Origin of the sequence: Micromonospora coxensis (genome assembly GCF_900090295.1) — a bacterium.
Taxonomy (GTDB): Bacteria; Actinomycetota; Actinomycetes; order Mycobacteriales; family Micromonosporaceae; genus Micromonospora; species Micromonospora coxensis.
Window position 1 is genome coordinate 1,336,015 of record NZ_LT607753.1, and the last position, 21,163, is coordinate 1,357,177.

Consider the following 21,163-nt stretch of genomic DNA (forward strand, 5'->3'; position numbering starts at 1 on the left):
GGGCCCGTCCCGCCGCATCGCCAGGTCTCCGTGCCACCGAGCCCACCGGTGCCCGGGCCCCGGTCGGCGCCGCCCGCCGTACCCGGGCCCTATCCACCCCGGATGGGCCCGCCCGCGCACCCGGGTCCCGCTGCGGCGACGTCCCCGTGGGCGCCACCGCACCTGCGGACGCCGGCCGTCCCACCGACGCCGCCGGTCGTACCGCCGCCTCCGCACCAGGGTTCCGCTCCGGCTCCGGCTCCGGCTCCGCAGCCGCCGTACGTCGCCCGGGCCGTCCCGCCGCCCGGCCCGGCTCCCCAGGTCACGCCGCCGGCCCGACACGGACCGCCGACGCCGGGTCCGGTCTCCGCTCCCCCGGCCGTCCCGCCGGCCCCGACGCGGGGCGTGGCCGTGCCACCGCCTCCGCCGGTCGTGCCCGCACCGGCGACCGTTGCGCCCCCACCACAGCCGCCGACCACCAGTGCGCCGGAACCGACGGAGGGCCGGAACCCGGCCGCCGTCGCCCGACACGCCGCCCCGGTCACGCCGTCCGCCGCCAGCGCCACGGCTCAACCCACCGCCACGGCTCAACCCACCGCCGCGGATCAGGCCGAGCCGGTGACGCCGGCCACCAGTGCGCCGACCCCGGCCGAGGCCACGCGCGGGCCGGCCGCTGTCCCGCCACCCGACGAGCCGGCCACGCCGCCGGTACCGACGAGCGGCCCTCCGGCGCCCGTCGAGGCCCGCGACACCGCCGCCGCTCCGGCGCCGACCGGACCGGCCACGGCGGAGTCGACGGGCACCGGCGGCTCGGAACCGGCGGCCGCGAAGGGCTGGGACCGGCCGACCATCCAGGTCAAGCAGATCGGACCGCTGCTGCGCGAGGAGGCCGAGCGGATCGCCTCGGCAGCCCGCCAGGCCGCCGCCGCTCCCGCCCGACCGGACGCCGCCCCGGTCAGCGCACCCCCGGCCACCCCGACCCCGGTCAGCGCGCCCCCGGTCAGCGCTCCCCCGGTCAGCACTCCGCCGCCGGCTCACCCGGTCTCCGCACCACCGGTCGCCAGCGCGCCGCCGGCACCTCCTGCCGTCCCACCGGTGAGCGCCCCGCCGGTGAGCGCGCCCCCCGTCCCACCGGTCAGTGCGCCGCCCTCGCCCACGCCGCCGGTCTCCGCACCGCCGGTCGCGAACACGCCACCCACCCCGCCGGTCTCCGCACCTCCGGTCGTGAGTACGCCTCCCACCCCACCCGTCTCCGCACCACCGGCCGCCAGCACGCCTCCCACCCCGCCGGTCAGCGCACCGCCGACTGCGCCACACACCGGTGCGCACCCGGCCACCCCCGGCCCCGCCACCACCCCGACGCCGCCCGCACCACCGGTGCTCAGCGCACCGCCGGCTCCCCGTCCGTTCAGCGCGCCCCCGGTCGTGCCCGCACCGCCGGTGGTCAGCGCACCGCCGACCCCGCCCGTCCCGCCGACGCCACCCGCCCACCCGGTCAGCGCACCGCCGACGCCCGCACGGCCGGTGAACGCCCCATCGCCGGCGACCAGCGCACGTCCGGTCAACATCCCGCCGCCGCCGGTGGTCAGCGCCCCGCCGTCGCCCGCCTACCCGGTGAGCGCACCTCCCGTGCCGCACCCGCCGGTGAGCACGCCACCGGCACCACCGGTGGTGAGCACCCCGCCCGCGCCGGCCCACCCGGTGAGCACGCCGCCGGCCGCGTACCAGCCGGTGAGCACCCCGCCGGCCCATCCGGTGAGCGCCACGCCGGTGAGCGCCACGCCGCACAGCGCTCCGCCGTGGGGACTGACCGCGCCGCCGTGGAGCAGCGTCGCGCCTCCACAGCCGTTGACCACGTCACCGGTCGACGACGAGCCCGGCGGGGACGACGAGGACGACACCACGGACGGGACGACCGATCCGGCCGACGGCGCGCTGGTGGCCTACGACGTCCCCGAGCGAGTGTCCGACGAGGTCGACGTGTCCACCCCGGCCGACCGGGAGCAGCCCCGGGCGGCGTACCCGCAGGGCGATGCGGTGTTCCCGGCGCCGCTGCCGCCGGCGTACCCGATGGATCCGGAGCCCGAGCGGCGCGGACGGGGCCGGACGGTGATCGCGGTCGTGGTCGGCGTCGTGGTGGTGGTCGCGGCCGGCATCGTCGGCGCGGTGGCGCTCGACCGGAACGAGGCCGCTCCCCCGTCGACGCCGCCGGGCGCGTCCCCCGGCGCGGCGAGGGAGACCGGCGCGCCACCGGCCGACCTGAAGCTGCGCGACGACGAGACGACCGTGACGATCAGCTGGTCGGACCCGACCAACGGTGGTGTGCCGTTCATGGTGGCCGGCGGTCGGGCCGGCAAGGCGCTGGGCGTCATGGCGACCGTCGACCCCGGACAGACCAGCTACACGGTCAACGGGCTGAGCGAGTCGGTGGACTACTGCTTCACCGTGCTGGCGGTGTACTCGACGGACGCCTTCGCCACCTCGGGGCAGGTCTGCACGGACCGGGAGCGTCGCTCGCCGGCCGGCTGACCGTCCGTCCACACCGCACACGCTGGGTGTCCACAGCGGGACGGTGCGGGTTTCCCCGCACCGGAGCGGCCCATATGATGTCCCACGGCTCAGGGGAGGGTCGCCGGGGCACGGCGCGCCACCTGGGAGAGCCAGACGGGGAGGCAGCCGGCCGTGGCCACCATCGAGGACGCCGTGAGCACCGACACCGGGACACCGCCACGCCGCTCGCGGATGCGGGGCGGGCTGGTCACCATCGGCACGGTGGGCGCGTTGCTGGCCGCCATGGGGCTGACCGTGCTCGGGCTGGGCGCCGCCGACAACGCGGTGGCCAACTACGACGCCAGCAGCTGGTTGTGGAGCGCGGCGCGCAGCGAGCTGGCCCGGGTCAACGGGGTCACCGCCCGGGTGGACACCCGGCTGGAGGTCCCCGGCGCCCGCCGGCACCCGGTGCAGGTCACCCAGACCGACCGGCTGCTGATCCTGCGCGACCTGAAGACCGGCCAGGTCAGCTCGTTGGACCTGGCCACCCTCCAGATCACCGCCACCACCCGCACCACGCCGGGGCTCGGTGTGAACGTGGTCCTGCACGAGGACGCCGCCTTCGTGGTCGACGCCGTACAGGGCATCGTCCGGCAGCTCGACCCGCGCTCGCTGACCCCGGTGGGCGAGCCGGTGCGGTACCCGCCGGGCATCACCGGTGGCGCGTTCGACGGTGAGGGCAGGCTCTGGATCGCGATCCCGAGCGAGGGCACCGTCTCGGCCGTGACCGCGGCCGACCTGCCCGCCAGCCCCGAGGCCGGGGCGGGCGGCGGGCTGAGCCCGAAGCAGGTCGAGACGTACACGGTCGCCGAGCCGAACCACGAGCTGGTGGTGTCCACCCTGGACGACGGGGTGGCGGTGCTGGACCGTACCTCCGCGTCGCTGGTCACGGTGCGCGCCGGCACGACCCGGCGGACCGCGTTGACCATGGCCGCCGCCGGCACGCTGCCCGCCCGTACCAGTGGCCCGGCCGTGCCGGTCACGGTCAACGGCGACCGGCGGGTGCACGTGGTCACCGACGGCGCCGGCGAGGTACGGCAGTTCACCGTGCCCGGAGCCGGTGACCGGCTCAGCCCCGCGGTGGCCTGGGCCGGCCGGTTCTACTGCGCCGACGAGGCGACCGGCACCGTCTACGCCTTCGACGGCGCCGGGCAGCTGGTCGACACCGTCGCCGGCCGGGGCACCGGCCCGTTGGAGCTGGAGGTGCGGGAGAACCACCTCTTCATCAACGCCCCGGACTCCTCCACCGCCCGCGTGGTGGACGACAAGCACCAGGTCCGCGAGGTCAACAAGTACGCCAACGACGTGCTCGGCGGTGACCCGCCGCCGGCGCCCCCGCCGCCGCCCCCGCCGAAGAAGCCCAAGGTGGGCAAGCCGGGCGCCCCGCGCAGCGTCACCGCCGCCGCCGGCAACGCGCAGGCGCGGGTCAGCTGGCGGCCGGCCGCCGCGAACGGCGCCGAGATCACCCGGTACGTGGTGGAGGGCGCCGGGCAGAAGCACGAGGTCGGCGCCAACCAGCGCGCGATCGAGATCAAGGGCCTGACCAACGGCGAGACGTACACGTTCTCCGTGCACGCGGTGAACGCCAAGGGCGAGGGTCCGGCCCGCCGCAGCAACCCGGTCACCCCGACCGCCGCGGTGCCCGACCCGCCGGCCGGCGTCACCGCCGAGGCCCGCCCGGACGGCACCGTGCTGGTGAAGTGGCCGGCCGCCAACGGCCAGGGCAACACCATCGCCAAGTACGCGGTGACCGCCACCTCGGCCGGCACGAACGCCCCGGCCGGCGAGTCGGCGAGGACCGAGCTGGTGATCCCGGCCGGCGAGCTGGAGTACGGCACCCAGTACGCCTTCACCGTGGTGACCGTCAACGACAAGGGCGCCGGCTCGGCGGCCTCGCCGATGAGCAACACCGTGGTGCCGTTCGCCCCGCCCGGGCAGCCGGTCGAGCTGCGGGCCAGCACCGTCGCCGACCGGCCCGGCACCATCGCGGTGCAGTGGTCCCCGGCGGTCGACAACGGCCGGCCGGTGACGAAGTACCTGGTGGACGTGGCCGGCAAGGTCAGCGAGGTGACCGACACCCGGGCCACCGTGGGCGGCCTGGGCGACGGGCAGAACGTGCTGGTGAAGGTCAAGGCGGTCAACGAGGCCGGTCCGGGCCCGGAGGCGAGCGTCACCGCGCGGACGGTGGCGCCGCCGAAGGTGACGGTGACCGGGTCGTCGGCGACGGCCACCTCGGTGACGGTGACGTTCACCGTCGACGCCGGCGGCGGCCAGGCCACCTGCACCGCCGCCGCCGGGGGCGAGTCAGCCGGCGGCAGCTGCTCCAGCCTGCGGGTGACCGGCCTGACGCCGGGGACGGCGTACACGGTGACGGTGACGGCGAGCAACGCGGCCGGCAAGGGCACCGCGACCCGCGCGCAGACCACCGACGCGCTGTACGGCATCGCCACCTGCAACAACGGGCCGGACGGTGACCAGCGCACCTACTGCAACGCGGAGATTCCGAACAAGCGCAACGGCAACGAGATCTTCCGGGTTCCCCGGCAGGACAACGACCAGCAGGAGGGGTGGGCCCGGCCGGGCACCCGCCTGAAGGCGTACTGCAGGGTGCGCGGCGAGAACGTCGACTCGTGGATCTACAACAACCAGAAGCAGAGCACCTGGTGGGTGCAGGTCGAGTACTCCGGGAGGAACTACATCCCGTGGGCCTGGCTCAACCTGGAGGGCGGCGACGACATCAACGTCCTGCCCACCTGCTGAGCCGTACCACCCAGCCGAGGAGCAGCACCACCGTGAACAGCACCCAGGAACCGCTCACTCAGCCGGAGGTGCAGGGCTTCGCCGCCCTGGCCGCCCGGCTGGCGGAGAACGTCAACGCGGTCGTGCTGGGCAAGCCGCAGGTGGTCCGGCTGGCGCTGACCGCGCTCTTCGCCCAGGGGCACGTCCTGCTGGAGGACGTCCCCGGGGTCGGCAAGACCACGCTGGCCCGGGCGATCGCGGCGACCGTGAAGGGCCAGTGGCGGCGCATCCAGTTCACCCCGGACCTGCTCCCGTCCGACGTGTCCGGGGTGACGATCTTCAACCAGGCCACCCGGGGCTTCGAGTTCCACCCGGGCCCGGTGTTCGCCAACATCGTCATCGCCGACGAGATCAACCGGGCCTCGCCGAAGACCCAGTCGGCGCTGCTGGAGGTGATGGAGGAGCGGACCGTCACCGTGGACGGGGTACGGCACCCGGTGCCGCAGCCGTTCCTGGTGGTGGCGACGCAGAACCCGGTGGAGATGGACGGCACGTACCGGCTGCCGGAGGCGCAACTGGACCGCTTCCTGGTGAAGCTCTCCGTCGGCTACCCCGACGAGGCGGTCGAGGTGGAGGTGCTGCGCGGCGCGACGGTTCGCTCCCCCGACTCGCTCAGCGCGGTCACCGACACGGCCACCGTCGGGGAGATGGTCCGGATGGCCCGCCGGGTGCACATCGCCGAGCCGCTCTACGCGTACGCGGTCCGGCTGGCCGCCGCGACCCGCAACCATCCGCAGGTACGCGTCGGGGTCAGCCCCCGGGGCGTGATCGCGCTGACCCGGGCGGCGTGCGCGTACGCGCTGATCGACGGCCGGGGCTGGATCATGCCGGAGGACCTAAAGACGCTGGCCGAGCCGGTCTTCGCGCACCGGCTGCTGCTCACCCCGGACGCGCAGGTGCGCGGGGTGACCGCCGCCGAGGTGCTGCGCCAGGCGATCGCGTCGGTGCCGGTGCCGCTGCCGTCGGGTCAGCCGGCCCCGGCCCACGGCTGACCGGCCGGATCGGGATGGGGATCACGGCCCGGGGCGTCGGGCTGCTCGTCGCCGCCGTGGCGCTGCTCGGCGTCGGCTTCCGGTACGCGTACCCGGAGTTGGCGCTGCTCGGCACGGCGGCCGTCGTGGCGGTCGGCTACGCCGTGGTGTCCGCGGCCTGGCGGCCCCGGCTGGAGGTCACCCGCAGCGCGGACCCGGACCGGGTGGCGCGCGGGGAGTCGGCGCGGATGACGGTGACGGTGCGCAACGCCGGCCGGTTGCGGGCGGCGAACCTGCTCGCCGAGGACCGCTGTGGCGCCACCACGGTGCCGGTGCCGGTGCTGCGGCTGCGCCCCGGCCGGGACACCACGGTGGACTACGAGGTGCCGACGCGACGCCGGGGGGTGGTGCCGGTGGGCCCGCTGCGGGTGACCCGACGGGACCCGCTGGGCCTGGTGGCGCTCTCCCGCCCGTACGGCGGCACGGTGCCGGTCTGGGTGCATCCGCGGGTGCACCCGCTGCGCGCGGTGCCGACCGGCGCGGGCCGCAGCCTGGAGGGACGGTCGGACAGCGTGCCGCACGGGTCGATCACCTTCGACTCGCTGCGCGAGTACGTGGTCGGTGACGAGCTGCGCCGGGTGCACTGGCGCACCAGCGCCCGGGTGGGCGAGCTGATGGTGCGGGAGAACGTGGACACCAGCCTGCCCCGGATCGTGGTGCTGCTGGACAACCGGGCGGTCGCCCATCCGGAGCGGGTCGACGGGGTCGCGGAGTCGTTCGAGGCGGCCTGCGAGGCGGCCGCCTCGGTGGTCACGGCGGCGGTGCGGGACGACCTGCCGGTGGTGCTGCTGCTGGTGGCGCCGGGCGAGGACCGGGCCGACGAGCCACCGCTGGACCGGCTGGCCGCGGTGGAGCTGGCCGACGGGGGCGAGGAGGCGCTGCGCGCCTCGACGGGCCGGCTGCGCCAGGACCGGGGCGGCGACACCCTGGTCTTCCTCACCGGCCCGGGTGGGCGCGAGCACCTCGGGCAGGTGGGCGCGCTGCGCGGGGCGTACCCGTCGGTGCTGGTGGCGGTCTTCGGCGCGGACGGCCCGACCCCGTCCGGGACGGCCGGGCTGGTGGTGGTGGACGCCGCCGACGGCGCCGACTTCGCCGCCGAATGGGACGGGGTGCGCCGGTGGTGACCGGGACCGACGCGCCGCTGGCCGCCCCGGTCGCGCCGCCGGCGGACGACCGCGGCGGGCGCGCGCTGCGGGTGCTGCGCGCGACGCCGGTGCCGCTGGCGCTTGTCGTGCAGGTTGCGCTGGCCGGCGTGGTGCTCGGCCGGGTGTACGCCGACGACCTGCTGACCCGGCTGATGCTCGGCGCGGCCGTCGGGTCGGTGCTGGTCAGCGTGGCCGCCCGGCGGCTGCCCTCCTGGCTGGTGGCGCCGGTGTCGGTGGCCGCGATGACCGGCTGGACGCTGTTCGCGCTGCACCTGGCTGCCCGGCGCGCGGCGCTGCCGGGCGGCTTCGCCGAGGTGGCCGTCGACGCCGCCCGCAACGGCATCCCCCGGCTGCTGACCGCGATGATCCCCGTCGAACCGACCCCGGACACGGTGCTGGTGCCGCTGGTGGCGGCCTGGCTGGCCGGGCTGACCGGCGCCGAGGTGGCGATGCGCGCCGGCCGGACGCTGCTCGGCTTCCTGCCCGCGGCACTGCTCTACGCGGGTGCGCTCTACGTCGTCGGCCCGAACGCGGACCCGGCGGTCTGGCCGTCGGTGGCCTTCGCCGCCGCGGTGGCGCTGGGCCTGGTGGCGCCCGGCGGGCGGGGCGCGAATGGTCCGGATCCGACGGCCGCGCTGGCCCCGGAGGTCCGCACGGCGGTGCGGGCGCGGCTGGTGGCGGGGACGGCGACCGGGGTGGCGGTGGTGGTCGGACTGGCCGCGCTGCTCGGCCCGGCGCTGGCCGCGCAGGTCGACGAGCGGCCGGTGGATCCGCGCCGGTACGTCGAGCCGCCCCGGGTGGAGTCGCTGGACGAGAACCCGCTGATCCGGATCTCCGGGTGGGCGCTGAACCCGGACCAGAAGCTGCTGGACGTCACCACCCGGGCGCCGGCCGGCCCGCCGCCCCGGATCCGGCTGGCGGTGCTCAGCGACTACGACGGGGTGACCTGGCGGGTCGGTGCGACGTACCGCAACGCGGGGCGGGTGCTGCCGGCGACCGAGCCGGGCCCGGGGACGGTGGACACGGTCCGGCAGGAGATCACCGTGGCGGACCTGACCGGCCGGCTGCTGCCGGCGGTGGCGACCCCGCGTGAGGTCACCGGCGCGCGGGTGGCGTACGACCCGACGACGGGGACGCTGATCCGCCCCGAGGGGTTGGGCCCGGGGCTGCGGTACACGGTCACCTCGCTGCGGGAGCGGCCGGACGCGGGCCTGCTCGCCACCGCCGACGTGCCGTCCGGTGACGAGGTGGCCCGGGTGCTGCGGGTGCCTGACGGGACGCCGGAGCCGATGCGCCGGCTCGCCGCCCAGCTCGCCGAGGACAACGGCGCCCCGTACGCGCGGGCGACCGCGATCGAACAGTTCCTCGCCGAGCACTACCGGGTGGTGGCGGACGCGCCGAGCGGGCACGCGTACCCGAACCTGAGCTTCTTCCTCTTCGGACCGCGCAACGGCGGCGGGCAGCGCGGCACGTCGGAGCAGTTCGCGGCGTCGTTCGCGGTGCTGGGGCGGCTGACCGGCCTGCCCACCCGGGTGGTGGTCGGGTTCTCCCCACGCGGTGACGGGCCGGTCCGGGCCGCGGACGCGCTCGCCTGGCCGGAGGTGTTCTTCTCCGGGGTGGGCTGGGTGCCCTTCGATCCGCTGCCCCGCCCCGACGAGGAGCCCCGCCCGGTCGAGGAGGACTTCCGACCGCCGAAGGAGGAGCCGCCGCCGTCGGAGGCCCCGGAGCCCACCGTGGAGCCGACGGCGACCCCGTCCGCGGTGGCGGCGCCGGGGTCGGGCGACACCGGCCGGGGCGTGTCGAGGTGGCTGCTCGTCACCGTCGCGGGGCTCGTGTCGTCCCTGCTGGTGGGGGCGGCGCTGGCCACGCTGGTCGGGCTGCGCCGCGCGCAGGCCCGGGCCCGGCTCGGGCGGGGTGACCCCGGTGAGCGGGTGGCCGGCGCCTGGCGGCAGGTCACCGACGCGCTGCGGCTGGCGGGGCGGCCGGTCGGCGACGACCTGGCCGCCACCGAGGTCGCCGCCCGCGCCCGGCAGGCGCTGGCCGAGGCCCGCGCCGCCCTGGCCCGGGGCACCGCGCCCACCCCCGACCGGACAGGGGCCCTACCGACCGGTGACCCGACGGCCGGATGGCCGGAGGGCGGCGACGGCGCGGGCGGCTGGCCCGGGAGTGGCGAAGGCGCGGGCGATGGACCGGTAGGTGACGGCGCGGCGGGCGGCGGCGCGGCAGGTGACGGCGCGGCGGGCGGCTGGCCGGCGGACGGCGGCGCGGCACCGTTGGCCGGCGCACCGACCGGTACCGCGCTCCTGGCAGCGCCGGTGCCCGGGGTGGACGAGCTGGCCCGCCTGCTCAACCAGGTCGCCTTCGCCCCCGGCACCCTGACCGGTGCGGAGGCCGACCGGGCGGCGGCGGAGGCGGTCAGCTACGTGGCCGCGCTGCGCGCCGCCCGCCCCTGGTGGCGCCGCCTGCTCTGGTCGATCCACCCGGGCCCCCTCCGCTGGCACCGCTGACCCCACCCCGCCCCCGGCCCCACCCCCCGGCCGGGGGCGGGACCTCAGCCCGATGATCAAGAAGTTCGGGTAGCTCCGAGGGCCCGATTCAGACCCAGAGCTCTTGATCAACGAGGCGGGAGGCCGGCGGCCGGGTCGGCGCACGGAGGTGGGAGGGCGGGCGCACGGAGGTCGGGCGCATCCGGGCGGGCCACAGCAGGACAATATGGTCGGTCAGGCGCTGAGTCGGACCAGACCGGGTGACCCCACCTGCAGCCTCACTGTCAGGCGCGAAGGCGGCGGACGAGTTTGCGCAGGCCGGCCTGCCAGCCGTCCGGGTCCTGGGCGCGGCGCAGGGCGTATCCGGCGACCTCGGGGTGCGGCAGGATCAGGAAGCGCTCCTCGGCCAGCCCGGCGATCGTCGCGTCGGCGACCTGGTCCGGGGTGAGCACCGCGCCGGAGGCCGCGATGACCTGCGCGCCCAGGTGACCGGAGGCCAGCCCGTCGGCGAGCATCGGCGTGTCCACCCCCTGCGGGCAGAGCGCGCTGACCCGTACGCCCCGGTCGCGGTAGGTGATCGCCAGCCACTCGGCGAACCCGACGGCCGCGTGCTTGGTGGCGGTGTACGGGGCGTCGCCGACGGCGGTCAGCACCCCGGCCGCCGAGCAGGTGTGCAGCAGGTAGCCGCCGCCGCGCTCCAGCATCCCGGGCAGCGCCGCGCGGGCCGCGTACACGTGGTGCAGCACGTTGACCCGCCAGGCCCGGTCCCAGTCGGCGTCGGCGGCCTCGACGCCCCCGCCGGTGGAGACGCCCGCGTTGGCGCAGAACAGGTCGATCCGGCCGTACCGTCGCTCGGTGTCGGCGACCAGCTCGCGGACCTGGTCCTCCACGGTGACGTCGACGGCGACGGCGTGGGCGACCGGGCCGACCTGCTCGGCCACCACGGCGGCTGCCGCCGCGTCCAGGTCGGCGACGACGACGGCGGCCGCGCCCTCGGCGGCGAAGCGGCGGGCCAGCGCCGCGCCGATGCCGCCCGCTCCCCCGGTGACCACCGCCACCCGGTCGGTCAGGTTCATCTCAGCGTCCTTCCGCCGGACCGAGCCGGGGGAGCAACGCGGCCAGCGCCGCGGCCCCGCCGGAGGTCAGCTCGGGGGTGGGCAGCAGGGCGAGCACCGGCACGTCCACCCCGGCGTCGGCGTAGCGGCGCACCTCGGCCCGGCAGTGCTCGGGCGAGCCGTGCAGCACCAGCTCGTCGACCACCTCGTCCGGCACGGCCGCCCCGGCGCCGCGCCGGTCACCGGCCGCCCAGGCGGCCCACATCGGCCCGAGCGCCGACTCCCGGCCGAGCCAGCGGTGGAACTCGGCGTACGCGGGGACGGTGAGGTAGCTGGTGATCAGCCGGCGGCCGAGGGCCCGGGCGTAGTCGGCGTCCTCGGTGGGGCAGACGAAGATCCGGGCGACGACCTCGAACTCCGGCGCCCGGGCGCCCAGCCCGGCGAGGGCCTTCGGCACGTCGTCGGCGGCGAGCCAGTTGAGGATCACCCCGTCGGCCTCGGCGGCGGCTAGCCGCAGCATGCCGGGGCGCAGCGCGGCCAGCAGCACCGAGGGCGGCACGGCGGGCGGACGCTCCAGGGTGAACCGCCGCACGGCGAAGGTGTCGAACGCGCCGTCGACCGTCTCCCCGCGCAGCGCCGTCTTCAGGAAGCGCAGCACGTCCCGGGTACGCCGGAACGGCTCGGTGAACTCGACCGCGTTCCAGTCGCCGACGACGACCGGCGAGGACGCGCCGATGCCGAGGGCGAAGCGGCCCGGCGCGGCGTCCGCGAGCGCGGCGGCGCTCATCGCGAGCAGTCCGGGCCCACGGGTGAACACCGGCGTGATCGCGGTGCCCAGGCGCAGCGTCGGTTGCCAGGCGGCGGCCAGGGCGAGCGGGGTGAACGCGTCCGCGCCGTTGACCTCCGACGACCAGACATCGGTGAAGCCGGCCCGGTCCAGGGCCGCGTAGACCGCGGCGTGCTCGGCGAGCGGGATGCCGCCCAGCGGCACCGTCATGCCCCATCGGTTCGTCATCCGGTCGATCGTGCCCGTTCCCCCGCAGCGGGACAAGAGCCGGATCCGGCCGTCCCGACCCACCGGCCACCCCGGACGTCCGGCGGACGAGGCCGCCGCGACAGCCCGGACACGACCGACGAGGCCGCCAGGACACCCTGGACACCGACCGACGGGGCCGCCGGGATGCCCCGGACACGGGCGGACGTGGCGGTCCGGATGTCGTGAACACCCGGTCGGCGGGCCCCGGGGATGTTACGAACGCCAGGTGGGCCGGGCCGACGGTGAACGGCGACGAGCGTGACGAGCGGGACGGGGGCCGGGCCCCTCCCGCTGGCCGGTCCTGTCCAGCGGGCGACCTTCCTGGAACTCTTCTTCGACCTGGTCTACGTCTTCGCGCTGACCCGGATCTCGTACCGCGCCTTCGAGGACCTGGCCCTGGAACCGGGGGGCACCGAGGGCTGGTCACCGGTCACCGGGGGCGGCAAGACGCTGCTGCTGCTGCTCGCGCTCTGGGCGGTCTGGCAGGGCACCTCGTGGACCACCAGCCGGTACGACCCGCGCCACGTCTGGCTGCAGACGCTGGTGGTGGCCGCGCTGATGTGCAGCATGGTGATGGGGGTGGCGGTCCCCCGCGCGTTCAGCGAGACCGCGCTGGCGTTCGCGGTGGCGTACGTGGTGGCGCAGGTGTCCCGTCCCGGCATCCTGCTGCTGGCGTTGGGGCAGCACCAGTACCGGCGGCTCAAGTGGCGGATGCTGATCACCTTCTCCGTGACCGGTGTGCTCTGGATCACCGGCGCGCTGCTGTCCACCAATCCCCAGGTGGTGCTCTGGGGCACGGCGCTCGGCCTGGAGTACCTCGCGTCCCGGTTCGGCTGGCCGATCCCGGGGCTGGGCCGCTCCGCCATCAGCCGCTGGGACATCGCCGGGGAGCACCTCGCCGAGCGGTACCAGCAGTTCTTCCTCGTCGCCCTCGGCGAGACGGTCCTGGTCAGCGGGTTGGCGTACAGCAGCGTCCCGCTCGAGCTGGCACAGAGCGCCGCGTTCGCGGTGGCGATGGTCACCTCGGTGCTGTACTGGCGGATCTACGTGCAGCGGGCCGGGCTGATCCTGGCCGAGGCGGTGACCAGGTCCCGGCACCCGGCGGCCACCGGCCGCTCGGCGGCCGACACCCATCTGTTGATGGTCATCGGGCTGGTGGCCACCGCGATCGGCTACGAGCTGACCATCGAACATCCGCTGGACCACCCCGAGGCGGCCTGGGTGGCGATGATCGTGGGCGGCCCGGTGCTCTTCCTGGCCGCCCGGGCCCGCTTCGAGTACGAGGTGTTCGGCCGGGTGTCGCCGTCGCGCTGGATCGCCGCCGTGGTCCTGGTGGCGCTGGTGCCGCTGCTGCTGCACGCCGCCCCGTTGATCTCGACGGTGCTGGTCGCGGTGGTGCTGCTCGTGGTCGCGGTGGCCGACGCCCGCCGGGCCCGGGGCAGGCCGCCGGAGGAGGCGTCGCCACCGCTGTGACGCCGGGGTGATGGGGGCCGCGCCTCGACGCTGCGGGACGTACCGGTCACCGTCGGTCGGCGCTAACCTCCTGGGGTGACCTTCTCGATCGTGGCCCGTTCGGCTGACGGGCGCCTGCACGGTGTGGCCGTGGCCAGCAGGTTCCTCGCCGCCGGCGCGCTGGTGCCGGCCGCCGAGGCCGAGGTGGGCGCGATCGCCAGCCAGGCGCACGCCAACCTCGCCTACCGTCCGCAGGGGCTCGCCCTGCTGCGCAGCGGCGTGGCCGCCCCCGACGTGGTCGCCGGGCTGGTCGCCGCCGACCCGGGCCGCGACGACCGCCAGCTCGCCGTGGTGGGGGCCACCGGCGACGGCGCGACCTGGACCGGTCCCCGGTGCGGTGGCTGGGCCGGCGGCCAGGCGGGCGACGGCTGGGCGGCCCAGGGCAACATCCTCACCGGTCCGGAGGTGATCGACGCGGTCCGGGACGCCTGGCTGGGCCGTTCGGCGCTGCCGCTCCCGCAGCGGCTGCTCGCGGCGCTGCGCGCCGGCGAGGAGGCCGGCGGCGACCGGCGTGGCCGGCAGAGCGCCGCGTTGCTGGTGGTGCAGCGCGGCGGGGGGTACGCCGGCACCGGCGACAACCTGGTCGACCTGCGGGTGGACGACCACCCGGACCCGATCGCCGAGCTGGGCCGGCTGCTCGACATCCACACCATGCTCTTCGGCCGGCCCGACCCGGCCACCCTGCTCGACCTGACCGGTCCGCTCGCCGATGAGGTGGCCGCGCTGCTGGCCGCCGCCGGGCACCCGGTGGTGGGCGGGGCGACGCCGGGCACCTCCGGGCAGCCGGTCGGGGCGGTGGCGGCCCCCGCCGACCCGATGGCCGCCGCGCTCGACGAGGCGCTCGCCGCGTGGGCCGGCTGGGAGAACCTGGAGGAACGGCTGGTGCCCGGGCGCATCGACCCGCTCGTCCTGGCGCACCTGCGCCGCAGCGCGCCGCACCTGCCGGCCCCGCGCACGGGCGACTGACCCCGCCCGGCGAGCCGAGTGCCGGCCGGGTCAGCCGCCGAAGGCGAGCCAGCGGAATCCGGCCGCCTCGACCACGGCCCGCTCCCCCGCGGTCAGCGGCGTCCGGCCGGTGGCCTTGCGGATCAGGGTGAGCGGGTCCCAGCCGAGCCCCGCCGGCGCCGGTCGGCCGGCGGCCAGCAGGTCGGCGACCACCCGGGCGGCGGCCGGGGTGAGCCAGGGTTCCCGGTGCAGCGCCTCGGCCAGGTCGAGGCCGTGCACGCCGACCTCCACCACCCGGGTGACCAGGAAGTCGGTGAGCGTCATCGCGTCGCCGTGCCGGGTGCGGACCAACCGGCCGGGCGGCGCCGCCGCGAGCGCCGCGTCGGTGCCGCGCCAGGCGGCGGTGAAGGCCGAAGCGACGGTCGCCACGTCGGCCCGGCCGCGCGCCACCCGGCGGGCGCTGTCGACGCGGGCGGCGTCCACCTCGGGGACGAACTTGGCGGCGCCGAAGTAGCCGGCCGCGTCCACCTCGGCCCGGGGCGGGGGCGGCGCGGCGAGCATGTCCACCAGGCGTCCGGCGCCGGTGCTGACGTGTGCGACGAGGTCGCGCACCGCCCACGGCGGGCAGCGGGTGGGACGGTCCAGGTCCGCCTCGTCGAGGGTGCGCAGGACCGCGTCGAGCCGGACGCACTCGTCGCGGAAGGCGCCGTGCGCGTTCTCCACGGGTCGTACCCTCTCACGCGGTTTCGTCGACCGGGCGACGGGTACGCGCCGGGCCGACGAGAGGGGGCGGACGAGAGATGGCCGGGATCATGCTGCGCAGCACCGCGTTCACCGACCACGACCAGCTGCCGGGACGCTTCGGCCGGGAGGACGGGAACGTCTCACCGCCGCTGGAGTGGTCCGACGTGCCCGAGTCGGCGACCGAACTGCTCCTGCTGGTGGAGGATCCGGACGCCGGGCGAAGTCCGTTCCTGCACTGGCTGGTCACCGGCATCTCCCCCACCTCCGGCGGGGTCGCCGAGGGCGCGGTGCCCGAGGGTGGCCGGGAGTGGCCCAACGGCTTCGGCACCACCGGCTGGGGTGGGCCGCACCCGCCGCAGGGCGAGGAGGCGCACCGGTACTTCTTCCGGCTGTACGCGCTGGAACGCCCGCTGGACCTCGCCGAGGCGCCGCAGGCCGCCGACGTGCACGCCGCCCTCGCCGGCCGTGAGCTGGCCAGCGGGACGCTGGTCGGGACGTACCGGCGTTAGGCCGGTTGCACGGGGACGGACCGGCCTGGGTGAAGGACGGCCTAACCCTTGTGGCGGGGCACCAGGCGGTGCACGGAGAGCAGGACCAGCGCCGCCACCACGCCCATCGTCCCGGCGATGCCGGCGGCGCTGCCGGCGTACCCGGTGAACAGGGTGCGCCGGCTCAGCTCGTCGACGGCGACCTGCTGCTGGTCGAGCAGCGAGGTCACCGCCAGCCCGGAGACGACGACGGCGGCCAGGCCGCCCACGCCGAGCACCGCGGCGGAGACCCGGTGCGCGTCCTCGCCGGCGACCTGCGCCTGCTCCCGCTGGAAGATCAGCAGCAGCAGCCCGGCCAGCGCCGCCCAGACCCCGACCACCAGGAACGCGGCCACCGCGTCGCTGGGCCGGTGCCAGCCGGCGGAGAGGGTGGCCACCCCGGCGACGGCGGCGTACGCGACGCCGAGGAACGCCCCGAGCGCGCGCACCTTGGGCGGCAGCACCAGGATCAGCGCCAGCGCCACCGACGCGGCGATGGTGGTGTGCCCGCTGGGCAGGCTGTTGCCGACGGCGTCGCGCTCCGGGTCGATGCCGAGGGCGGGCCGGTCGATGACGTACTTGAGCACCTGGGTGGTGACGTTGGCGCCGGCGATGAGCAGGGTGGCCGCGATGGCGAGCGCCTTGCGTCCCCGGATCAACGCGATGAAGCCGATCACCGCCGTGGTGGCGAGCAGGGACACCACGGACATCGCGTCGAGGATCCGGTTGACCAGATCGTCGATGCGGTCCTGGCCGATCCGGTTGCCGGTCAACGCGACCGTGTCGAGCCACTGCCCCGTCCCGGTGTGTACGGCGAGCCGCCACACCACGGCGAATGCGGCCGTCTGGGCCAGAGCCAGTACGACCAACCAGACTGCCGTCCAACCCCTCGCCGTCGCGCGCACCCGCACACCGTAGCGGTACACCCGGCAGGTCGCTCGTGGGACCACCGGTACGTCCCGGCTACGTTGGGGCCGGACCACGGGAGGTGACGGTGGGCGGCACATCGGAGCGGGAGCGGACGGGCGCGCAACGGCCCGAGTCGCTGGCGGATCTGCTCGGCGGGCGCAGCGGCGCGGTGGACGCCACGCTGCCGCCGGTGGCGTTCACCGTGGGCTGGCTGCTGACCGGCCGCTCCGTCGTCGGCGGGGTGGCGGTGGCCGTGCTGGCCGGCTCGGCGGTGGCGCTGTGGCGGTGGCGGCGCGGTGACCGGCCACGGTCGGTGCTCGTCGGGCTGCTCGCGGTCTGCGTCGCCGCGCTCATCGCGCTCCGCACCGGACGGGCGGTCGACTTCTTCCTCGTGCAGCTCTTCTCCAACGCGGCCAGCGCGCTGGTCTGGGTGGTCAGCATCGTGGTGCGGTGGCCCCTGCTCGGGGTCGTGGTCGGGACGGCGTTGGGGCAGCGGGGTCGCTGGCGTCGGGACCGGGCGCTGCTGCGGGCGTACGGCCGGGGCAGCTGGGTGTGGGCGGCGACGTACGCGCTGCGGGTGGCGGTGTTCCTGCCGCTGTACCTGGGCGGACAGGTGGTCGCGTTGACGGTGGCCCGGGCGGCGCTGACCTGGCCGCTGGTGGCCACGGCGCTGACGGTGAGCTGGGTGGTGATCCGGCGGTCGTTGCCGGCCGGCCATCCGGGGCTGCGGCACCCGGTGACGCCCTCGGACGGGTGAGGCCCGGAACGTAAGAGGAGAGGCCGCCACGGGGGGAGCGGCCTCTCCGAGAAATACGGTACTCCGTCGTGGGGCATCGTGTGATCCCACGACGCCCTCTTTTTTCGCCGCGTCGCGCACAACGACTGGAACGGCGGACGGTGGGGTGGGCCTCCCGATCCGCTGCGTCGACCGGACGGTCGACCCACCCCCGGCCTGACCGTGGGAATCAGGCCGTCCGCCGACCGGGCGGTCCGCTCCCCCGGGCCCGGTCGGCCTCCGGGTGGGTGGCGCCGCGCCACCCACCCGGAAGGGTCACCTCACCCGTTCGGGAACAGGTGGCCGTAGTCGGCGTACGCCATGGCGACGTCGGCCTGCGCCCAGAACCGGTGGTAGTTGAAGACCGGCTCGGGGCCACCGTCGAGGTAGGCCTGGACCTTCGGCCAGGCGGGGTCGTTCTTGTAGAACGACCGGATGTCGGTGAAGCTCTTGCCGGCGGCGATGGCGTCACCGTTGGGCATCCTGCCGGTCCAGCCCGGCGGGATGTAGAGGCCCTGGCCGGTGGCGGCGTCGTAGACGTCGTCGAAGCGCTTGTAGTCGCCACGCTTCTCCGGCATCGAGACACCCTTGTCGTCGCTGGCCGCGTGCAGCGCGTCCAGCAGACCCTTGGCGGTGTTCTTCGCCGACACGTTGCCGGACTTGGCCGCGTACGCGATAAGCGTGCGGGCGTAGGCCGCGGCGACACCGACGTCCTGGCCCTTGACCGTCACCTCGACGTGCAGGTTGGTGTTGGGCTGCGGGTTGGTCGGGTTCCAGTTGTTGGGCTGACCGGTCCACTTCATGTCCGACGGGATGGACCAGTTGGCGCCCAGCGTGGTGTTGGCGATGGCCCACGGCACCCACTTGTCCAGCAGCGCCTTGGCCTTGGCGTTGCCGGTCTCCAGGTAGAGCTCGGCGATCCGCTGCATCGACCAGGCCTGCATGCCGAACCACTGGTTGGACGGCGGGTCGTTGTAGACCGGGTCGACGTCGTAGTACATGCCGTAGAAGGTGGCGGTGCCGGCCGGCGGCTGGGCGTAGCTGCCGTCCCAGCTGTTGGTGGCGCCACCGGCGATGCCGCCCTCGGCGGACTGGAGCCAGGTGTAGAACTCCAGCTGCCGCTCGAAGCTCTTCTGCCAGTCGGCGACCGCGGTCGGCGACTTCGGCTTGAGGGCGTCGACGTTGGTCAGGGCCCAGGCCGCGAACGGGTTCTGGTAGCCGAAGTGGTTGTGGCTGGAGCCGATCCGCCAGGACCAGTTCTGGCCGGCCTCGTACGCGCCGCCCCAGGCGTAGTACCAGGACATCAGGTAGTGCGCCGAGTCCTTGCCGGTGCCGGCCGGGCAGGTGGACGCCCCGACGCAGTTGCCGATCTTCTTGAAGTACTTGTCGAACATCGCGTACCGCAGGTAGTCACCCATCTTGGCGGCCTTGGCGACGGTCGCCGCCACGTCGGCCTCCTTGCCCTGCGCCTCGGCCCAGGTCATCGCCCAGTACGCGGCCTGCACGGCGCGGGCGTCGGCGTCCGGGGCGTTGGTGTACTTCCACTGCTTGGCCGGGGCGTTCGACTCCTTGATGAACAGGTCGAGGTAGCCGTACTGGCCGCCGTGCTTGAAGGTCTCGCAGGACGGCTGCGGCACGGTCTCCCAGACCGACTCCTGGGTGCCCCGCTGGAAGGTGTTGATGTACGCCGGCTTGGTCGTGCCGTCGCCGCAGCGGCCGTAGCCGTAGACGTTGTCGACGTCCAGCAGCCAGTGCATGCCGTAGATGTCACCGGTGCCGTAGGTGGACTGCAGCTCCGAGCGGAGCGGGTCCTGGCCGACCGGCACGTTCGGTTGCAGCTGCGACGGGTAGCCGCTGGGCAGCGGGTGCTCCGCGGCGTACTGCGGGGTGCCGGCGGCGCCGGCGGTGGGCTGGTCGGCGTGCGACGGGATGATGTACTTCTCCATCACCGTCCAGGCGTTGTTGAACGGGGCCCAGTTCTGGGTGACCCGGCCGTAGTTGGCCTCCAGCCAGAGCCAGAAGCTGAACGCCTCGGAGGTGGTCTCGTGGCCGTGGTCGGGCGCCTCGACGATCAGCGTCTCGATCGAGTGGTACGGCACGCCCTCCGGGCTGAAGTACCCGGAGTTCTTGATCTTGCCGTACTGGTCGAGGAAGCGCGCGATGTAGGTGTTGTCGCCGCCGGGGGTGTCGTTGTCGATCTCGGTGGCGGTGATGGCGAGCGGGGCGAGCCCGCTGGCCGAGGCGGTGATGGTGGCGGTGCCGCCGACGGTGTCGGAGTCCTCCGCCGCCGAGACCGTGACGGTGGCGCCGGTGTTCCAGTTGCTCGGGGTCAGCGTGACGGAGGCCGGCGAGACGGTCACGTCGGTGTCGCCGGTGCGGGCCAGGGCGACCGTCACGTTGGCGCTCGGCGCGGCGCTCAGCTTGAGGTTGACCGTGGAGCTGCCGCCCTCGGTGACGCTCACCGCCGACGGGGTGGCCACGAGCACCGGGCCGGAGGCCGGGCTGACCGTGAACGCCTTCTCGGCGACCGCGCTGGCGTTCGCGTTGTCGTACGCCTTGGCCTGGACGGTGTAGCTGCCGGCCGGCAGGTCCTCCAGGGTGTAGCCGTACGGCGCGGTGGTGTCGGTGTTGACCAGCAGGCCGTTGCGGTAGAACTCGACCTTGCTGATGGTGCCGTCCGGGTCGCTGGCGGTGGCGGTCAGCGGCACGTCGGCGGGCGCCTCGAACGGCCCGGTGGGCACCCCGAGGGCGACCGTCGGCGGCTGGTTGGTGCCGACGCCGTTGCAGGTCACGCCGTTGAGGGTGAACGAGGTGGGCTTCGGGTTGCTGCCGGAGTAGGCGCCGTTGAACCCGATGGTGGTCGAGGCCCCGGTGCCGAGGCTGCCGTTCCACGACTCGTTGGTCGCGGTCACGACGCTGCCGGTCTGGCTCCACTTGGCCGACCAGCCCTGGGTGACGCGCTGGCTGGTGTTGGGGAAGGTCCACTTGAGCGTCCAGCCGTTGACGGCGTCGCCCAGGTTCTTGATGGTGACGTTGCCGGTGAAGCCACTGCCCCAGTCGTTGGTCGTGTAGACCACGTCGCAGGCGGGGGCGGCCTGCGCGGCGCCGGCCGGCAGGGTCACCCCGCCGATGGCGAGGGCGGTGGCGGCGAGCATCGCCATCCGGCGACGTCTTGCCATGAGTCTCATGTGCGCGGTGTCTCCTCGGACCGGGCCGGGGCCGTACGGGCCGCCGGCGGGGCACCTCCACGCGAGCAGGGTTCGCGGGGGGACGGAGGCGCCCGGGAAGGTGGTCGGTCTGGATCGGCCGTGCGCTGCCCAGCGGCAGCGTGCCGTCTCCTCGGGTGCCGTCCGGAGAACCGGATGCCCTCGGCGACCCGCGCTCGCGCGAGCTGGCTCCGCGTCGCGATTGATTCGACAGTCTGCCATGGAAGCGCTCCCACAACAACACCGCAGGTCACACGCAGATCCATGTTTCGATCTCGTTTAGGGTCTTTCACAAACCGGTGACGGGCGTTACAGTCGCTGCATCGCCGATGGGAGCGCTTCCATCGACGGAGATGCAATTAGTTGGATCGACCGTGGTCACCGGCCACGGAGTACAGCCCGAGGGGCTGACGACGGGCCAGCCCGGACACCGTCGTCAGCCGACACCCACCAGCAGGAGGGAG

At 75.3% G+C, this 21,163-nt stretch carries 17 protein-coding genes; 9 read left to right on the forward strand and 8 right to left on the reverse strand.

Features of this window, described 5'->3' with window-relative positions:
• Window positions 1-584: 584 nt before the first annotated feature.
• The 3 genes from GA0070614_RS30490 to GA0070614_RS30500 are packed head-to-tail and all read right to left on the reverse strand — an operon-like array spanning window position 585 to window position 1,760.
• Window positions 585-1,001, reverse strand: coding sequence for a hypothetical protein (locus GA0070614_RS30490; RefSeq protein ID WP_172892336.1), 417 nt, complete (start codon window positions 999-1,001; stop codon window positions 585-587).
• Between the two features lie 12 nt (window positions 1,002-1,013).
• On the reverse strand, window positions 1,014-1,547 hold the full coding sequence (locus tag GA0070614_RS31400; protein WP_172892337.1) for a hypothetical protein: 534 nt from the start codon (window positions 1,545-1,547) through the stop codon (window positions 1,014-1,016).
• Window positions 1,548-1,586: 39 nt separating this feature from the next.
• A complete protein-coding gene (locus GA0070614_RS30500; RefSeq protein ID WP_172892338.1) occupies window positions 1,587-1,760 on the reverse strand; it encodes a hypothetical protein in 174 nt (57 codons plus the stop codon).
• On the opposite strand from GA0070614_RS30500, the gene GA0070614_RS05915 reads away from it, so the two are divergent.
• From GA0070614_RS05915 to GA0070614_RS05935, 5 genes are all read left to right on the forward strand, one after another.
• Window positions 1,750-2,508, forward strand: a complete 759-nt coding sequence (locus GA0070614_RS05915; RefSeq protein WP_231933663.1) for a fibronectin type III domain-containing protein — start codon at window positions 1,750-1,752, stop codon at window positions 2,506-2,508. The genes GA0070614_RS30500 and GA0070614_RS05915 overlap by 11 nt on opposite strands.
• A 213-nt stretch (window positions 2,509-2,721) precedes the next feature.
• Window positions 2,722-5,289: a fibronectin type III domain-containing protein gene (locus GA0070614_RS05920; RefSeq protein ID WP_088979253.1), complete on the forward strand. Its 2,568-nt coding sequence runs from the start codon at window positions 2,722-2,724 to the stop codon at window positions 5,287-5,289.
• A 32-nt stretch (window positions 5,290-5,321) separates the two neighbouring features.
• Window positions 5,322-6,320, forward strand: a complete 999-nt coding sequence (locus tag GA0070614_RS05925; RefSeq protein WP_088975004.1) for an AAA family ATPase — start codon at window positions 5,322-5,324, stop codon at window positions 6,318-6,320.
• Between the two features lie 14 nt (window positions 6,321-6,334).
• On the forward strand, window positions 6,335-7,483 hold the full coding sequence (locus tag GA0070614_RS05930; protein WP_088975005.1) for a DUF58 domain-containing protein: 1,149 nt from the start codon (window positions 6,335-6,337) through the stop codon (window positions 7,481-7,483).
• Window positions 7,459-10,011: a transglutaminaseTgpA domain-containing protein gene (locus tag GA0070614_RS05935; protein WP_088975006.1), complete on the forward strand. Its 2,553-nt coding sequence runs from the start codon at window positions 7,459-7,461 to the stop codon at window positions 10,009-10,011. The genes GA0070614_RS05930 and GA0070614_RS05935 overlap by 25 nt, the downstream gene beginning before the upstream one ends.
• A gap of 263 nt (window positions 10,012-10,274) precedes the next feature.
• Here the strand turns inward: GA0070614_RS05935 and GA0070614_RS05940 are convergent, their stop codons facing one another.
• Window positions 10,275-11,066: an SDR family oxidoreductase gene (locus tag GA0070614_RS05940; RefSeq protein WP_088975007.1), complete on the reverse strand. Its 792-nt coding sequence runs from the start codon at window positions 11,064-11,066 to the stop codon at window positions 10,275-10,277.
• A 1-nt stretch (window position 11,067) separates the two neighbouring features.
• Window positions 11,068-12,042, reverse strand: coding sequence for an LLM class F420-dependent oxidoreductase (locus GA0070614_RS05945; RefSeq protein WP_088975008.1), 975 nt, complete (start codon window positions 12,040-12,042; stop codon window positions 11,068-11,070).
• A 297-nt stretch (window positions 12,043-12,339) separates the two neighbouring features.
• Here GA0070614_RS05945 and GA0070614_RS05950 point away from each other — a divergent pair, with 297 nt between their 5' ends.
• Both GA0070614_RS05950 and GA0070614_RS05955 read left to right on the forward strand, forming a co-directional pair.
• Window positions 12,340-13,554: a low temperature requirement protein A gene (locus tag GA0070614_RS05950; RefSeq protein WP_088975009.1), complete on the forward strand. Its 1,215-nt coding sequence runs from the start codon at window positions 12,340-12,342 to the stop codon at window positions 13,552-13,554.
• 75 nt (window positions 13,555-13,629) lie between these two features.
• Window positions 13,630-14,559, forward strand: a complete 930-nt coding sequence (locus GA0070614_RS05955) for a DUF1028 domain-containing protein (RefSeq protein ID WP_088975010.1) — start codon at window positions 13,630-13,632, stop codon at window positions 14,557-14,559.
• Window positions 14,560-14,589: 30 nt separating this feature from the next.
• Here GA0070614_RS05955 and GA0070614_RS05960 read toward each other — a convergent pair whose 3' ends face one another.
• Window positions 14,590-15,261: a maleylpyruvate isomerase N-terminal domain-containing protein gene (locus GA0070614_RS05960; RefSeq protein ID WP_088975011.1), complete on the reverse strand. Its 672-nt coding sequence runs from the start codon at window positions 15,259-15,261 to the stop codon at window positions 14,590-14,592.
• Window positions 15,262-15,338: 77 nt separating this feature from the next.
• On the opposite strand from GA0070614_RS05960, the gene GA0070614_RS05965 reads away from it, so the two are divergent.
• Complete coding sequence (locus GA0070614_RS05965; RefSeq protein ID WP_088975012.1) at window positions 15,339-15,791, forward strand: YbhB/YbcL family Raf kinase inhibitor-like protein; 453 nt, start codon at window positions 15,339-15,341, stop codon at window positions 15,789-15,791.
• Window positions 15,792-15,832: 41 nt separating this feature from the next.
• Here the strand turns inward: GA0070614_RS05965 and GA0070614_RS05970 are convergent, their stop codons facing one another.
• Window positions 15,833-16,720 (reverse strand): phosphatase PAP2 family protein, encoded by an 888-nt coding sequence (locus GA0070614_RS05970; RefSeq protein WP_172892562.1) that lies wholly within the window; start codon window positions 16,718-16,720, stop codon window positions 15,833-15,835.
• Between the two features lie 83 nt (window positions 16,721-16,803).
• On the opposite strand from GA0070614_RS05970, the gene GA0070614_RS05975 reads away from it, so the two are divergent.
• Entirely contained in the window at window positions 16,804-17,475 is a 672-nt protein-coding gene (locus GA0070614_RS05975; protein WP_088979255.1) for a DUF3159 domain-containing protein, read from the forward strand.
• 299 nt (window positions 17,476-17,774) lie between these two features.
• Here GA0070614_RS05975 and GA0070614_RS05980 read toward each other — a convergent pair whose 3' ends face one another.
• Window positions 17,775-20,672 (reverse strand): glycoside hydrolase family 48 protein, encoded by a 2,898-nt coding sequence (locus GA0070614_RS05980; protein ID WP_172892563.1) that lies wholly within the window; start codon window positions 20,670-20,672, stop codon window positions 17,775-17,777.
• Window positions 20,673-21,163 lie beyond the last annotated feature (491 nt).